At 69.7% G+C, this 15994-nt stretch carries 14 protein-coding genes; 4 read left to right on the top strand and 10 right to left on the bottom strand.

What is annotated here, in order from left to right; genetic code table 11:
- Positions 1–37 precede the first annotated feature (37 nt).
- The 6 genes from AC3WLY_RS26840 to hutH form a co-directional block, all read right to left on the bottom strand.
- On the bottom strand, positions 38–1414 hold the full coding sequence (locus AC3WLY_RS26840; RefSeq protein ID WP_492310519.1) for a formimidoylglutamate deiminase: 1377 nt from the start codon (positions 1412–1414) through the stop codon (positions 38–40).
- A gap of 153 nt (positions 1415–1567) precedes the next feature.
- The gene (hutI, locus tag AC3WLY_RS26835; protein WP_492310520.1) at positions 1568–2791 is read right to left on the bottom strand and encodes an imidazolonepropionase; all 1224 of its coding nucleotides are present in this window, start codon (positions 2789–2791) and stop codon (positions 1568–1570) included.
- Between the two features lie 4 nt (positions 2792–2795).
- Positions 2796–3419 (bottom strand): HutD/Ves family protein, encoded by a 624-nt coding sequence (locus AC3WLY_RS26830; RefSeq protein WP_492310521.1) that lies wholly within the window; start codon positions 3417–3419, stop codon positions 2796–2798.
- A gap of 2 nt (positions 3420–3421) precedes the next feature.
- Positions 3422–5110 (bottom strand): urocanate hydratase, encoded by a 1689-nt coding sequence (gene hutU, locus AC3WLY_RS26825; RefSeq protein ID WP_492310522.1) that lies wholly within the window; start codon positions 5108–5110, stop codon positions 3422–3424.
- Between the two features lie 39 nt (positions 5111–5149).
- A complete protein-coding gene (gene hutC / locus AC3WLY_RS26820; RefSeq protein WP_072436960.1) occupies positions 5150–5845 on the bottom strand; it encodes a histidine utilization transcriptional repressor HutC in 696 nt (231 codons plus the stop codon).
- Positions 5846–5849: 4 nt separating this feature from the next.
- Positions 5850–7373, bottom strand: a complete 1524-nt coding sequence (hutH, locus tag AC3WLY_RS26815; protein WP_175964152.1) for a histidine ammonia-lyase — start codon at positions 7371–7373, stop codon at positions 5850–5852.
- 214 nt (positions 7374–7587) lie between these two features.
- Here hutH and AC3WLY_RS26810 point away from each other — a divergent pair, with 214 nt between their 5' ends.
- Positions 7588–8508: a glutamate/aspartate ABC transporter substrate-binding protein gene (locus AC3WLY_RS26810; RefSeq protein ID WP_492310523.1), complete on the top strand. Its 921-nt coding sequence runs from the start codon at positions 7588–7590 to the stop codon at positions 8506–8508.
- Between the two features lie 21 nt (positions 8509–8529).
- On the opposite strand, the gene AC3WLY_RS26805 is transcribed toward AC3WLY_RS26810, so the two are convergent.
- A complete protein-coding gene (locus AC3WLY_RS26805) occupies positions 8530–9285 on the bottom strand; it encodes a 4'-phosphopantetheinyl transferase family protein (RefSeq protein WP_492310524.1) in 756 nt (251 codons plus the stop codon).
- A 183-nt stretch (positions 9286–9468) separates the two neighbouring features.
- Positions 9469–10509, bottom strand: coding sequence for an alpha/beta hydrolase family protein (locus AC3WLY_RS26800; RefSeq protein WP_175964155.1), 1041 nt, complete (start codon positions 10507–10509; stop codon positions 9469–9471).
- 208 nt (positions 10510–10717) lie between these two features.
- Between AC3WLY_RS26800 and AC3WLY_RS26795 the strand changes: the two genes are divergently transcribed.
- From AC3WLY_RS26795 to AC3WLY_RS26785, 3 genes are all read left to right on the top strand, one after another.
- Positions 10718–11659: a LysR substrate-binding domain-containing protein gene (locus tag AC3WLY_RS26795; RefSeq protein ID WP_175964156.1), complete on the top strand. Its 942-nt coding sequence runs from the start codon at positions 10718–10720 to the stop codon at positions 11657–11659.
- Positions 11660–11837: 178 nt separating this feature from the next.
- The gene (locus AC3WLY_RS26790; RefSeq protein ID WP_492310525.1) at positions 11838–13070 is read left to right on the top strand and encodes an MFS transporter; all 1233 of its coding nucleotides are present in this window, start codon (positions 11838–11840) and stop codon (positions 13068–13070) included.
- Positions 13061–13183 (top strand): hypothetical protein, encoded by a 123-nt coding sequence (locus AC3WLY_RS26785; RefSeq protein ID WP_275557394.1) that lies wholly within the window; start codon positions 13061–13063, stop codon positions 13181–13183. Before AC3WLY_RS26790 ends, AC3WLY_RS26785 begins: the two co-directional genes overlap by 10 nt.
- Positions 13184–13213: 30 nt before the next feature.
- Here the strand turns inward: AC3WLY_RS26785 and AC3WLY_RS26780 are convergent, their stop codons facing one another.
- Both AC3WLY_RS26780 and AC3WLY_RS26775 read right to left on the bottom strand, forming a co-directional pair.
- Positions 13214–14692, bottom strand: a complete 1479-nt coding sequence (locus tag AC3WLY_RS26780) for a cryptochrome/photolyase family protein (RefSeq protein WP_492310526.1) — start codon at positions 14690–14692, stop codon at positions 13214–13216.
- Positions 14693–15005: 313 nt separating this feature from the next.
- Positions 15006–15986 carry an acetyltransferase gene (locus AC3WLY_RS26775; protein ID WP_310141536.1) on the bottom strand — a complete coding sequence of 327 codons (981 nt, stop codon included), beginning with the start codon at positions 15984–15986 and terminating at the stop codon, positions 15006–15008.
- Positions 15987–15994: the final 8 nt, after the last annotated feature.

Here is a 15994-nt window from a genome sequence, read left to right as displayed (position 1 = left end):
CCGGCGCACGCGGGCGGCGTGCGCCGGTTGCCGCGCGTCAGCGCAGCAGTTGCGCCAGCGCGGCGCGGTAGTCTGCATACGCGACGGTTTCGTCGCGATGGCGGCGGCCGCTCACGACGCGCTCGCCGCCCGTGTAGACGTCGAGCACCGGCGTCTCGCCGTGCTCGGCAAACACGGTGCCCGACAGCCAGGACGCGCTGCCGTGTTCGGCGATCGCCGGATGATCGGGATCGAGCACGAGCCAGTCGGCGCGGCAGCCTTCGCGCAGCGCACCGACGCGCCGCCCGCTGGCCTGCGCGCCGCCCGCGAGTGATGCATCGAACAGGCGATCGGCGACATGCGCCTGCGTGTCGCTCGCCAGCACGTTGCGCGCGCGGTGCACGAGCCGCTGCCCGTATTCGAGCAGGCGCAGCTCGGCGCGCCAGTCGACCGATGCGTGGCTGTCCGAGCCGACGCCGATCACGCCGCCCTGCGCGAGATAGTCGACCGCCGGGAACACACCGTCGCCGAGGTTTGCTTCGGTCGTCAGGCACAGGCCGGCGACCGCGCGACGCTTCGCGAGCGCTGCGGTTTCGGCCGCGTCGATGTGCGTCGCATGCACGAGGCACCAGCGCGCATCGACGTCGAAGCGATCGAGCAGCCATTGCACGGGGCGCGCCCCGTATGTACGGACGCAGTCGTCGACTTCGGCCGTCTGCTCGGCGATATGGATATGCACCGGTGCGTCGTCGGGCAGCCCGTCGAGCAGCGCGCGCAGCCCGTTCTCGGACACCGCGCGCAGCGAGTGCGGCGCGACGCCGTAGCGCAGCCCGCCGTGCTCGGGCGCGGCGCGACGCATGGCGTCGAGCAGTTCGAGCACGCCTTCGGGCGTGTTGATGAAGCGGCGCTGGTCGTCGCGCGGCGGCTTGTTGCCGAAGCCCGCGAACTGGTACGACACGGGCAGCATCGTGATGCCGATGCCGGCCGAGCGCGCGGCGTCGACCACGCGCGTGCCAAGTTCCGCGATCTGCGGATAGCGCGAACCGTCCTGAGCGTGATGCACGTAGTGGAATTCGCACACCGACGTGTAGCCGCACTTGAGCATCTCGACGTACAGCCAGCGCGCGACCGCCGCGAGCGCGTCGGGCGTGATCTTCAACGCGAAGCGGTACATCAGGTCGCGCCAGCTCCAGAAGCTGTCGGCGGGATTCGCTCGGTATTCGGTGAGCCCTGCCATCGCGCGCTGGAATGCGTGCGAATGCAGGTTCGGCATGCCGGGCAGCACCGGCCCGGCCGCGCGCGCGACGCCTGCCGGTGCATCGGTGTCGGGCGTCACTTCAGTCAGCGTGCCGGCTGCATCCCAGCGCAGCAGCACGTTGCGGCGCCAGCCATCGGGCAGGTAGGCATGGTCCGCGAACAACATGGTGTCGGTCATTGCGAGTCCTCATTGACCGGAATCGACGCTCCAGCGCTCGATCCGATCCCATTCCACGGTTGGCAGGTGCCGGCGCATCGGCGCTGGCGCGTGCCCCGTTGCAGTCGACCAGACCGAAATACGCTTCAGCGCTTGGTCCGGCCCCATGCAAATCTATCCGTTCATCCGACGAAACACGGTCGCGCCGCCGCGCACGACCTGCTCGCACAGCGGCCGGCCGATCCAGTAGGCGAGGTCCGACAGCGAACCGACCGACCATGCGGCGAAGTCGGCCTGACGCCCTACCTCGAGCGCACCGTGCCGATCCGCACGGCCGAGCGCTGCGGCCGCATGGCGCGTGACGCCCTGCAGCACCTCGGGCACCGTCATGCGGAACAGCGTGCAACCCATGTTCAACGTCAGCAGCAGCGATTCGAGCGGCGACGTGCCGGGGTTGTGATCGGTCGCGAGCGCGATCGGCACGCCGTGCTTGCGCAGCAGCTCGATCGGCGGCATTTGCGTTTCGCGGATGAAGTAGTACGCGCCGGGCAGCAGCACGGCGACCGTACCGGCCGCCTTCATCGCCTCGATGCCGGCTTCGTCGAGAAATTCGAGGTGGTCGGCGGACAGCGCGCGGTAGCGCGCGGCGAGTGCGGTGCCGCCCGCGTTCGACAGTTGCTCCGCATGCAGCTTCACCGGCAGCCCGCGCCGCGTCGCGGCCTCGAACACGCGCTCGGTCTGCGCGAGCGAAAAGCCGATGCGTTCGCAGAACACGTCGACCGCGTCGACGAGCCCCTCGTCGGCCAATGCCGGCAGCATCCGTTCGCACACTTCGTCGATGTATGCATCCGCGCGGCCCGCGTATTCGGGCGGCAGCGCATGCGCGCCGAGGAAGGTCGTGTAGACGGTGACCGGGAAGCGCTCGCCGAGCTGGCGCGCGACGCGCAGCATCTTGCGTTCGGTCGCGAGGTCGAGCCCGTAGCCCGACTTGATCTCGATCGCGGTCACGCCTTCGGCGAGCAGCGGCTGCAGGCGCGCGGCGGCCTGCACGAACAGCGTCGTCTCGTCGGCCGCGCGCGTCGCGCGCACCGTCGACACGATCCCGCCGCCCTGCCGCGCGATTTCCTCGTAGCTGACGCCCGCGAGGCGCTGCGCGAATTCGTCGGCGCGCGTGCCGCCGTATACGAGGTGCGTATGGCAGTCGACGAGGCCCGGCGTCACCCACGCGCCGTGCAGATCCTCGCGCTGCCAGTGCGCATGACCGTGCGGCAGCGCGGACAACGCGCCGAGCCAGACGATCGTGCCGGTTTCGTCGACGGCGATCGCCGCATCGTCGATCGTCTCGTCGGGATGGCCGTGCGGACACAGCCTCAGGTGATGCCAGACAGTCGGTTTCATGCGTTCAGCCTCGTTCGCCGACGGCGAGCGAGACGGCAAGCAGCGCGCCGCTCCCGCTCACGACGACGTCAAACGCACGCCGCAGCCCGTCGAGCCTCAGCGTGTCCATTTCTTCCAGTGCGTAGTGCGTGCCGTCGATTTCGACACCGACCGCACCGGCCGCGCAAAACAGCAGCACCGTATCGGCACGCTCGATGCGGTGCGCGCCTGCGCGCCATGCGTCGAGCGCGCCGCGCGCGGCCGAACGGCGCGTCATCAGGTTGAAGTCGCGCGTCGCGCCGTCGTGCAGCGTCGCGTCGATCGCCGTCTCGCCCGCGAAATCCGCGCGCGCCAGCGGCGTATCGAGCACGTGGCGTGCACCGCCCGCTTCGGCGAGCGTCATGCCCGCGCCGGACAGCAGCACCAGCGTGCGGTCGATCCCGTCGAAACGCGAGAACGGTCCGGCCGCGCCGACGTCCGCGACGCTCACGCGCCACGCGAACGTGTCGAGCGCGGCGCCCGGCGGAAACGCGCCGATCTCGCGCGTCACGCCGCCGCCGTTCTTCCACGGCGACGCGACGAGATCCGCTGCGCGAATCATCGCGGCGGCCAGCGTCGCGTCTGCCGGCGCCTGGTCGAGCGCCGTCATGCTCAGCGGCCGAGCATCGGCAGCTTCAGGCCGGCTTCGCGGGCCGTCTGCTGCGCGAGTTCGTAGCCGGCGTCCGCATGGCGCATCACGCCCGTCGCCGGGTCGTTCAGCAGCACGCGACCGAGACGCTCGTGCGCTTCAGCCGTACCGTCGGCGACGATCACGACGCCCGAGTGCTGCGAGAAGCCCATGCCGACACCGCCGCCATGGTGCAGCGACACCCACGATGCGCCGCCTGCCGTGTTCAGCAGTGCGTTCAGCAGCGGCCAGTCGCTGACCGCGTCCGAACCGTCCTTCATCGATTCCGTCTCGCGGTTCGGGCTTGCGACCGAACCCGTGTCGAGGTGGTCGCGGCCGATCACGATCGGCGCCTTCAGTTCGCCGTTCTTCACCATCTCGTTGAACGCCTGGCCGAGGCGATAGCGATCCTTCACGCCAACCCAGCAGATCCGTGCCGGCAGGCCCTGGAACGCAATGCGCTCGCGTGCCATGTCGAGCCAGTTGTGCAGGTGCGGATCGTCGGGGATCAGCTCCTTCACCTTCTGGTCGGTCTTGTAGATGTCTTCCGGATCGCCCGACAGCGCGACCCAGCGGAACGGGCCCTTGCCTTCGCAGAACAGCGGGCGGATATACGCCGGCACGAAGCCCGGAAAGTCGAACGCGTTCTCGACGCCCATTTCCAGCGCCATCTGGCGGATGTTGTTGCCGTAGTCGAGCGTCGCCGCGCCGCGGTCCTGCAACGCCAGCATCGCGCGCACCTGGACGGCCATCGACTGCTTCGCCACCTTCACGATGCTCTGCGGATCGACCTTCTGCGCCTCGCGCCATTGCGCGACGGTCCAGCCCTGCGGCAGGTAGCCGTTGATCGGATCGTGCGCGCTCGTCTGGTCGGTCACGCAGTCCGGCGTGATGCCGCGCTCGACGAGTTCCGCGAACACGTCGGCCGCGTTGCCGAGCAGGCCGACCGACACGGGCTTGCCCGTGCGCTTCGCTTCGTCGATCATGCCGAGCGCCTCGTCGAGCGTCGTCGCCTTCTTGTCGACGTAGCGCGTCTTCAGGCGGAAGTCGATGCGCGTCTCGTCGCATTCGACCGCGATCATCGAGAAGCCTGCCATCGTCGCGGCGAGCGGCTGCGCGCCGCCCATCCCGCCGAGGCCGCCCGTCAGGATCCAGCGGCCCGACGGATCGCCGTTGAAGTGCTGGTTCGCAACCGAGAAGAACGTTTCATAGGTGCCCTGCACGATGCCCTGGCTGCCGATGTAGATCCAGCTGCCGGCCGTCATCTGGCCGTACATCATCAGGCCCTTGCGGTCGAGCTCGTGGAAGTGATCCCACGTCGCCCAGTGCGGCACGAGGTTCGAGTTCGCGAGCAGCACGCGCGGCGCATCCTTGTGCGTGCGGAACACGCCGACCGGCTTGCCCGATTGAATCAGCAGCGTCTCGTTCTCTTCGAGATCCTTCAGCGACGCGAGGATCTGGTCGTAGCATTCCCAGTTGCGCGCCGCGCGGCCGATGCCGCCGTACACGACGAGCGCGTGCGGGTGCTCGGCGACTTCCGGATCCAGGTTGTTCTGGATCATCCGGTAGGCCGCTTCGGCCAGCCAGGTCTTGCAGGTCTTCTCGCTGCCGCGCGGCGCGCGGATCGTGCGCGTCGGATCGAGACGGGGATCGATGTGTTTCGGATGGTTCATGACGACTGCTCCCGAAGGAAAATGAATATCAAATAGGAATCAGAAATGCCCGGTGAAGCGATAACGGCTGCCGGGATGCCACAGATTCGCCACCGAGGCGACGACGCCCTGCGACCAGGTGCGCCGATGTAAAACCAGACACGGCTCGACGTCGTCCATCCGCAGCTGCTCGCGCCGCTCCGGCGCCGGGGCCGCCGCTTCGATCCGGTACTCGACGCGCTGCAGCGGAGCGGCGCGCATCAGGTACAGGTTCGGCGTCGTGTTCGTGAAATCCTGCTCGGCGTAATCCGGCGCGACCGCCGGATTCACCCATCGTTCTTCGAGCTGCACCGGCTCGTCGTTCTCGAAGTGCAGCACCTGCGAATGAAACAGCTTCGTGCGCACGGCCACCTGCATCTCGTCGGCGAGCGCGTCGTCGGCGCGGATCGTCTCGAGACCGAGCACGCTCGCGCGATACGCATGCCCGCGCGCGCCGACCTCCTCCGAGATGCTGCGGATCGCCACCAGCGTCGACTCGTACTTCGGCCGCGCGACGTAGGTGCCCGCGCCCTTCATGCGCGTGAGCACCTGCTCGGCCGTCAACTCGCGCAGCGCGCGGTTGACGGTCATGCGCGCAACCTTGAACTCGCGCGCCAGCTCGTTCTCGGACGGCACCTGGTCGCCCTCCTCCCACTCGCCGGCGTGGATGCGGCCCAGGATGAAATCCTTGATCTCCTGGTAGACCGGCGCGCTCATCGGCTTACTGTTCCGATGCGAACGAGAACGGGCTGATCTTCGCGAACGCGCGCTCGCCGACCAGCTTCGCGATCGCCGCGATGTCCGGCGCGAAGTAGTGGTCCAGCTCGTAGTGCGCGACGTGCGCGCGAATCGTTTCCATCACCGGTGCCAGCTTCGGGCTCGTGTGATACGGCGCGCGCAGGTCGACGCCCTGGGCGGCGGCCAGCAGTTCGATCGCGAGGATGTGCTTCGTGTTGTCCGCGATGTCGGCGAGCTTGCGCGCGGCGAACGTCGCCATCGACACGTGGTCTTCCTGGTTCGCCGAGGTCGGCAGCGAGTCGACCGACGCCGGGTGTGCAAGCGTCTTGTTTTCCGACGCCAGCGCGGCGGCCGTCACGTGCGCGATCATGAAGCCCGAGTTCACGCCGCCGTCCCTCACGAGGAACGGGGGCAGGCCCGACAGCGTCGCGTCGATCAGCAGCGCGATGCGGCGTTCGGCCAGCGCACCGATTTCCGCTGCGGCCAGCGCGAGGTTGTCGGCCGCGAACGCGACGGGCTCGGCGTGGAAGTTGCCGCCCGACAGCACTTCGCCGGTGTCCGGGAAGATCAGCGGGTTGTCCGACACGGCGTTCGCTTCGATCAGCAGCACGTCGGCCGCATGGCGCATCTGGTCCAGGCACGCGCCCATCACCTGCGGCTGGCAGCGCAGGCTGTACGGATCCTGCACCTTGTCGCAGTCGCGGTGCGACTGGTTGATCGGCGAGCCTTCGAGCAGGTCGCGGTAGGACGCGGCTGCGTCGATCTGGCCTTGATGGCCGCGCAGTTCGTGGATGCGCGCGTCGAACGGCTTCACCGAGCCGGCTGCCGCGTCGACCGACAGCGCGCCCGCGACGAGCGCGGTGCGATACAGGTCTTCGATCGAGAACATGTTGTCGAGCGCCAGCGCCGTTGAGGCCTGCGTGCCGTTCAGCAGCGCGAGGCCTTCTTTCGCCTGCAGCGTCAGCGGCGCGAGGCCCGCGACGCGCAGACCGTCGAGCGCGCTGGCACGCTCGCCGCGGATGAACACTTCGCCGACGCCGAGCAGCACGGCCGACATGTGCGCGAGCGGCGCGAGGTCGCCCGATGCACCGACCGAGCCCTTCACCGGGATCAGCGGCAGCACGTCCGCGTTGAACAGCTTGATCAGCGCGTCCATCACTTCGCGGCGGATGCCCGAGTGGCCGCGGCCGAGGCTCGACAGCTTCAGCGCCATCAGCAGGCGCACCGACGAACGCGCCATCGGCTCGCCGACGCCGACCGCGTGCGACAGCACGAGGTTCTTCTGCAGCAGTTCGAGCTGGTCGTGCGGGATGTGCGTGCTGGCCAGGCGGCCGAAGCCCGTGTTGATGCCATAGGCCGGCTCGCCCTTCGCGGCGATGTCGGCGACGGCCTTCGCGCCGGCGTCGATCTTCGCGAAGCTGGCCGGGTCGAGCGTCAGTTGCACGGATTCGCGTGCGATCCGGCGCAGTTGCGGAAGGGTCAGGTGGCCGGGGGTCAACGTAATCATGTGAGCAATCCTGTCTAGACAAGTTCGGAATGGATTGAAGTGTAGCCAGCCAAACTTGTCTAGACAACCCGTTTTTCACCGATTTCGGCTTGGGAGTTTCCCTGATGTCCGGCGCGGCCCGCCGGACCGGCCGGCGGGATCCGGCTATTAACATATGTTGCAATTATTTTTTCTTTGGCAACATACGGATCATCATTCGCCAAGGAGCCCCGTCATGAACATCCCGCCGCGGTTCGCCGCCCTGTTCGGCCGCAGCCTGCTCGTCGCCGCGTGCACGCTCGCGAGCGGCGCGCCGCTCGCCGCCGAGCCGCTGTCGGGCACGCTCGATAAGATCCGGCAGAGCAACCTGATCTCGATCGGCCATCGCGAAACGTCGGTGCCGTTCTCCTATGTCGACGCGGGCGGCAAGGTAATCGGCTTCTCGCAGGACCTTTGCGACCGCGTGATCACCGCGGTGAAGGCGCGCACCGGCAAGCCCGACCTGCAGGTGCGCTTCATCCCGGTCACGTCGCAGAACCGCATCCCGCTCGTGCAGAACGGCACCGTCGACCTCGAATGCGGCGTGACCACGAACCTGGCCGCGCGCCACGCGCAGGTCGCGTTCTCGACCACGTTCTTCGTCGCGACGACGCGCCTGCTCACGCGCACGAACTCGGGCATCCGCGACTTCCCCGACCTCGCCGGCAAGACGGTCGTGACGAACCAGGGCACGACGTCCGAACGCCTGCTGCGCAAGATGAACGAGGAAAAGAAGATGAACATGCAGATCATCAGCGCGAAGGACTACGGCGAAGGACGCCTCACGCTCGAATCGGGCCGCGCGGCCGCGTACATGATGGACGACGTGCTGCTCGCGGGCGTGCGCCAGCTCGCCGCGAAGCCGGCCGACTGGCAGATCGTCGGTACGCCGCAGTCGTCGGAGGCCTACGGGTTCATGCTGCGCAAGGACGATCCGCAGTTCAAGGCGCTCGTCGACGGCGTGCTCGTGCAACTGATGAAACGCGGCGAGATCGACGCGCTGTCCGACAAGTGGTTCATGAAGCCGGTGCCGCCGAAGGGGCTGTCGTTCGACTTCCCGATGAGCGACGTGATCAGGGCGCGCTACGCGGCGCCGAACGACACGCCGCTCGAATGAACGCCGCTCGTTGACGCCGGTTCACGCGCGCGTCCACGCGACGCATGCCGCGTAGCCGGGCGCCGCGTCAACCCACGCCGCGTCGAACGCCGCAACGCCGGCGGCGGGCGCGGCCGGCTCGACGATCGTCGTCGCCGGTGTCGCCGCATCGCGCGGCGGCATGACCGCGAACGCGCGCAGCCCGCCGGAGATGCCGGTGCCGAGCGCCTTGAGCAGCGCCTCCTTCGCGGACCAGACTCGCATGAATTCGCCCGCGCGCGCGTCGGGCGGCAGGCCGTCGAGATACGCGGCCTCGGCCGGCGCGCAGACTTCGCTCGTCAGCGCACGCCAGTCGGTCGTGCGGCTGCAGGATTCGATGTCGACGCCGACACGGCCCGCGGGCACCCACGCGAGCAACGCATGATCGCCCGCGTGCGACACGTTGAAATCGAGCGTCGTGCCATGCGCGGGGTCCGGCGACGGCCGCCCCGCTTCGTCGACGACGATCGCGACCGCGTGCGGCGCGACACCGAGGGCCGCGCCGAGCACGTCGCGCAGCGCGGCGCGCGTCGCGGCGCTGCGCACCGCATCCTCGTGCCGCATGAAGCGTGCGGCCCGTGCACGCTCGTCATCGCTGAGCGCCGCATACGCGGGCGACGCCAGCGGCACGCGCCAGTCGAAATCGATGCGCGCGATCCGCACGCCGGCGCGGGACGCGGCGGCCGGCACGTCGAGCGCATGCATGCGCCACGCACGGGGTGTGTCGACCGGGGAAGCGGGATCGGACGGAATGGACATCGGCACGCGGCAGCCTGTGCTGTGGAATGAAACGTCCGATGATAATCGACCGCGCCGGCGCACGAACCGGCGTGTGCGCGGATTGCCGCGCCCGCATCGAACGACGGATGCTTCACGAACGACATTCGAAGGCCGCGCGCGGCAACGTGCCGCGTAGGCACCTCATTGCGCGGCCGCCCCGCTTCACCCGTTCGCGGCAACGCCCGGCACGCCGCTACCCGTCACCCGCGCACGCGACGCCGGATGCAGCGCGTGCACGCTGCCCGGCGCATCGGCCGGCAGCACGCCGTGTTGCAGCCAGTGCAGCGTGACGGGCCACAGCGTGTCGGTGAAGCGGCTGTGGAAAAACGCGAAATGGCCGATCGCGTCGACGCCGATGTCGGCCGGCGCAATCCGCAGGTGCGTGACATCGCTGCCCGTGTAGTAACCGACCAGCCGCTCGATCGCGTCGATCGTGCCGAACGCGTCGTCGTCGACGCCGATCGCGAGCATCGGTGCCGACAGTTCCGCGAAGCGCGCGGGCAGCGCCGCACGGCTCACGGCACCGTCCTCGAACAGGCCGCCGACGTAGCCGTCCTCGAAACGCGGCCGCGAACGCGCCCACGACAGCGCGATGCCGCGCGGCGTGTCCTCCATCCAGCCGAGCCGCTTCGCGGGCACGTAGCCGAACACGGCCGCGAGCGCCGGCATCGCGACATGCCACTTCCACCACATGCGCCGCCGTTCGGCCGGCAGGTAATCGCGCCAGTACGCATACTGCGCGCCGACGGTCACCGCATGCCGCACGTGCACGTTCGACGCCGCGAGCCCGAGCACGCAGCCGCCGATGCTGTGCGCGACGACGTCGATCGGCTGGCCCGGAAACGCGTCGCGTGCGTGTTGCAGCGCGGCCTCGCAATCGAGCTGCCCCCAGTCGAGCCAGTTCGCGCGCAGCTTCGCGAGCCGCGCCGGGCGCGACCCGCCGATGCCGCGATAGTCGTAGACGAGCACGTCGCGCCCCTGCGCGAACAACCAGGCCGCGAAACGGAAGTAATAGTCGCAGCGCACCGACGTCGCGCAATTGACGACCGTCACGGGCCGCGCCGCACCGCCGCCGCGATGGCGCCACACATGGCCGCGCAATTCAAAGCCGTCGGCCGCACGCAGCGTCACGGGCTCGGGTGGCAACGCGCCCGCCGCGCGACTGCCCGGTGCCGCTCCGTCCCCTTCGCTCGAAATCGTCATCCTGCCTCCTGTCGATCGCAGTTAGCGCTTTGGCGCTTACTCGAGCCCCATGCTTTGCGGTCGGCCAGAGTCAGCGCTTCAGCGCCCGCTCCGGCCCCGTGCTTCACGCTCCGAGCCACCGCCCGCGCCCATCGGTCAGCGTCCATTGAACTTGACGCGTGCCTCGTTCTCAACCAATCTTCCTGCTCCGTTCGCATGAGTCACGCGCATGTCAACGCCTCTCGTCCGTCTCCCGTCGCTCGACCTGGTCCGCGGTTTCGTCGCCGTCGGCCGCCGCATGAGCATCACGCTCGCCGCGCAGGACCTGTGCGTCACGCAGTCGGCGGTCAGCCGCCAGGTGCATGCGCTCGAAGCGCATCTCGGCGTCGCGTTGCTGCAGCGCGGCTACCGGAAGATCGCGTTCACGCCGGAAGGCGAACGGCTGTTCCGCGTCGCGGATGCGGCGCTGCACAGCCTGCAGGACACCGTCGCGTCGCTCGCCGCCGCACGCGAACGCCAGCCCGTCACGATCACCGCGAGCATCGGCGTCACCGCGCTGTGGCTGCTGCCGCGGCTCGGGCGGCTGCAGGCGCGCCTGCCGGAGATCGACCTGCGCGTCGCCGCGAACGACAAGGTACTCGATTTGCGTACCGAAGGCATCGACCTCGGCATCCGCTATTGCCCGCGTGACCGTGCGCCGGCCGGCGCGCTGCGCCTGTTCGACGAGATCGTCATGCCGGTCGCGCATCCCGCGCTCGCCGCGCGGCCGGTCACGAGCGCGGCCGCGATCGCCGACCACGTGCTGCTCGAATTCGACGGACCGCCGCAACCGCAATTGCAGTGGCGCACGCACCTGCACGCGGCCGGGCTCGGCGACGCGCGCCCCAAAGGCGTGCTGCGCTTCAACCAGTACGACCAGGTGATCCAGGCCGCGATCGCGGGCCAGGGCGTTGCGCTCGGCCGGCTCGCGCTGGTCTCGCCGATGCTCGCGGACGGGCGGCTCGCGGTGCTCGGGCCGCACACGCAGGCGCCGTCGGATGCGTACGGCTACTGGCTGTTCCAGCACGATCCGGCACCGCGCCGCGAAGTCGCCGACGTGCGCGACTGGATGCTCGCCGAAGCGGCCGAATGCGATACCGCGATGCGCGCGCACGACATGGCGTCGACGTAAGCCGGCGCAGGCTTTCCGAATGACCGTGACCACGGCCGGCCGCCGCCACCCCGCACTCCGTCACATTCCCCGCACGCATGCCAACCTGACCGAATGATCGCTTGAGCGACGCCGGGCCCGATCGTCTAATCGAATCGAGCGCGGCCGTTTCGCCGCGCGCCTACATCCGGAGACACGCATGACCCCGATCGAGCAGGAAGTCCGACGCCGCTGGCTGCCCGTGCTGGCGGGCGGCCTGATCATGGGCGCCGCGCTCGGCATCCGCCATGTGCAGGGCCTGTTCCTCGCGCCCGTATCGCTCGACCATGGCTGGTCGCGCGAAGCATTCGGGCTCGCACTGGCGCTGCAGAACCTGATCTGGGGTGTCGCGCAGCCGTTCACGGGGATGGTCGCCGACCGCTTCGGGTCGGTGCGCGTGATCGTCGCCGGGATGCTGCTGTATGCGGCCGGGCTCGTCACGATGGCGCACGCGGCGTCGACCGGCATGTTCACGGTCGGCGCCGGGCTCGTGATCGGCATCGCACTGTCGGGATCGGCATTCGCATCGATCTACGGCGCGCTGAGCCGCCTGTTTCCGCCCGACCGGCGCGGCTGGGCGCTCGGCGTCGCCGGCGCGATCGGCGGGCTCGGCCAGTTCTGCATGGTGCCCGTCGCGCAGGAACTGATCGGCGGCATCGGCTGGCGGCACGCGTTCGTCGCGCTGGCGCTCGTCGCCGCGCTGCTCGCGCCGCTCGCCGTGCTGCTGCGCGACCGGCCCGCGCAAGCGTCCGGCGCCGCCGCCGGCCCCGACCAGTCGATCGGCGAAGCGGTGCGCGAGGCGTTCGCGCATCGCGGCTTCTGGCTGCTGAACGCGGGCTTCTTCGCGTGCGGCTTCCAGCTTGCGTTCATCGCGACGCACCTGCCCGCTTACCTGCTCGACCACGGGCTGCCGGCGCGCCACGCAAGCGTCGCGCTCGCGCTGATCGCGCTGACCAACGTGGCCGGCACCTATGCGTGCGGGCATCTCGGCGGGCTGCTGCGACGCAAGTACGTGCTGTCGGTGCTGTACCTCGTGCGCGCGCTCGCGATGGCCGCGTTCGTCGCCGCGCCGCTGTCGCCCGCGAGCGTCTATGTGTTCGCGGCGGTGATGGGGTTCACGTGGCTCGGCACGGTGCCGCTGACGAACGGCGTGATCTCGCAGGTGTTCGGCGTGCGCTACATCGCGACGCTGTTCGGCTTCGTGTTCTTCGGGCACCAGCTCGGCAGCTTCTTCGGCGTCTGGCTCGGTGCGATCGTGTTCGACGCGATGCATTCGTACCTGCCGCTGTGGATCGGTTCGATCGCGCTCGGCGTGCTCGCGGCGCTTCTGCACCTGCCGATCGACGACGCGCGTGTCGCGCGCCCGGCATCGGGCAACGCGGCATGGGCATGATCCGCGCGGCGCTGGCGGCCGGCACGCTCGCGTTCGTCGCGTGGTGCGGCTCGGCCTACTTCGATTCGGGGGTCGCGTACGCACTGCTCGAACACGTCGCGTTCTGCAACTGACGCGGCGAACCGTGTCGCGCGGGCAGGCAGTCAGCGACGTTTCGGCAATGCGGCCAGCGCATCGAGCGCGCGAGTGCGCGCGGCGGCGTGATCGACGAGCGGCGCCGGATAGTCGATGCCAGGCCGTATGCCGGCCGCGTCGAGCTGCAGCGGCGACGCTTCCCACGGCGCGTGGATCGACGCGGTGTCGAGGCCCGCGAGTTCGGGCACCCAGCGCCGCACGTACGCGCCGTCCGGGTCGAACTTCTCGCCCTGCGCGACCGGATTGAAGATGCGGAAATACGGCGCGGCATCGGCGCCGCAGCCGGCCACCCACTGCCAGCTCGCCGCGTTGTTCGCGGGATCGGCGTCGACCAGCGTGTCCCAGAACCACGCTTCGCCCGCGCGCCAGTCGATCAGCAGATGCTTGACCAGGAACGACGCGACGACCATCCGCACACGGTTGTGCATCCAGCCGGTCGTCCACAGCTCGCGCAGGCCCGCATCGACGAGCGGATAGCCGGTCCGGCCGCGCTGCCACGCGCGCAGCGCCGCGGAATCGTCACGCCACGGCATCGCGTCGAACCGCGCGCGGAAGTTGTCGGTCGCGAGCGCCGGGAAGTGATACAGCAGCGCGTAGCTGAATTCGCGCCAGCCGAGTTCGCTCAGGAACTTGTCGGCGCCCGCAACGTACGCCGCGCCGCCTGCATTCGCGGCGCCCTGCACAGCGTGCCACACCTGTCGCGGCGATACATTGCCGAAGCGCAGGAACGGCGACAGCCGGCTCGTCGCGGGCCGGTCGGGACGATCGCGCGCATCCGCATAACCGGCAAGCGACGCCGTCAGGAACGCGTCGAGCCGTTCGTGCGCACCGGCCTCGTCGGGCGCGGGCCATGCGTCGCGCAGGCCGCCAGCCCAATCCGGCACGGGCGATCGCAACGCGAGCGCGGCGAGCGCCAGCGCACGGTCAAGCACCGTTTCCGGCCATGGTTGAAACACGATCCGTTCCGGTTCCGGCAGCGGCGCGGCGACCGTGCGGTCGCGGCGCGCCGCGCGCCAGTACGCGGTGAACACCTGGTATGGCGCACCGCTGCCCGTCAGCACCTCCCATGGCTCGTTCAGCAGGCTGCCGTTGCTGCTCTCGACCTTGACGCCGCGCGCCTTGAGCGACGCTTTCAGCGCCGCGTCGGCGTCGCGCTGCGGCTGCGCGTAGCGGCGGTTCCAGTACACAGCCGCCGCGCCCGTGTCGCGTACGACGCGCTCGATCTCGCGCTGCGCGTCACCGCGCAACAGCAGCAAGCGCCCGCCGTGACGCGCGAGCGCGGCGTCGAGCCCGGCCAGCGACCCGTGCAGCCACCAGCGCGCTGCGCCGCCCGGCGGGCGCCCCGAACCGGCGCCCGTATCGTCGACGAACACGCACACGAGCGGCCGGCCTGACTCGACCGCGCGCGTCAGCGCGGGCTGGTCGGTCACGCGCAGATCGTCGCGAAACCAGACGATCGCGGGAGCAACGGACGACTTGGCGGGCACGGGCACCTCGATGCGGAACGCGGAACAGGATGCGTATTGTCGCGGCTGCGCCACACGGTGTCGACGTTCGACGTGCCAACGTGCCGATGACGGCCACGGCCATCGCACCGCGTCGCGCGCCCGGTGAAACGCCTTGGTCCATTCCGACGATTCTTCGCCGCGTCCGCCGGCCTACGCTCGATGTCGGGTGCATGTGCACCGCGATGCGCGGTACGTGCCGGCCGTGCTCGCGGGTGCGACCGGCCGATTCGGCTGACCTGGCCACGACGCGCGCCGCGCAACGGCTGCACGGCGCGCGTCGCCGATCGCTTCGTCAATCGAGCCGGAACGCTGCCTCGAAACGCGCGGCGAATGCGTCGAACTCGGTTTCCGGCAGATGGTTGATGCCGCCCGCGCGCTTGCGCCCGCCGCCGGTCGCAAAGCCGCGGCAGAACTCGTCGGCGCCGAGCGGCCGGCCGTCGGGCACGCGCACGCTGACGACGAGCCCGCCTTCGGCGCGCGGCGACAGCACCGCAAGCGCCGCATGCGGCGCGTTGCGCATTCGTTCGTTCGCGAGCATCCCGGTCGCGCGCCGCGCCCACGGTTGATCAGGCATCCGTACCAGCGTCGCGCCCGGCACCTCGCGCAGCGGCGCAAGCGCGCATGCGCGCGCCATGTCGTCGCGGTAGCCGTCGCGCAGTGCGGCGAACACGGCGGTCCCGCGCACGAAATCGAGCGGATCGACGCACGGCAACATCGCGTCGGCGAGCGCCGCCGGATCGAAGTGCAGATCGCCGATGCAATCGCCGTACGCGTTGTAGTTCAGGTAGAGCCCGAGTTCGGCGAGCGTGCAACGTTCGGCGTCGTCGATCCCTTGCTCGCGCGCAAGCGCGCCGCCGAGCGCCGGCAGTTCGTCGCCGAATGCCGCGACGATCGCCCAGCGCACATGCCGGCCGCCGAGATGGCGGTTCACGAGCGCGCTCGTGCAGACATCTGCCGCCGTGTCGATATGCGCGTGGAAGCCCGGATCGGCGGGTAGCTCGCCTGCGAAGTGATGATCGAAATAGCGGACTGTCGCCCCTTCGCGCAGCAGTCGCGCGCACGCGTCGCGGTTCTGATCGTGCGACACGTCGAGCACGGTGACACGATCGCCGGCCCGCGCATCGATCCGCTCGAGCAGCCGGATGTCGCGCTTCACGCCTGTCACGAGCAGGCCGTGTGCGCCTTCCGCGAGCCGCAGTTGCTGAAGCGCGCACAGGCCGTCCGCATCGCCGTTGAACGCGAAGAAGTGCCGTCCTTGGTGGTTGTCCTGCATGTTCCGTC

This window comes from Burkholderia sp. FW306-1C-G01B (assembly GCF_058781685.1).
The sequence above is the reverse complement of the archived record's forward strand: the minus strand, read 5'-3'. Positions and strand labels throughout refer to the sequence as shown.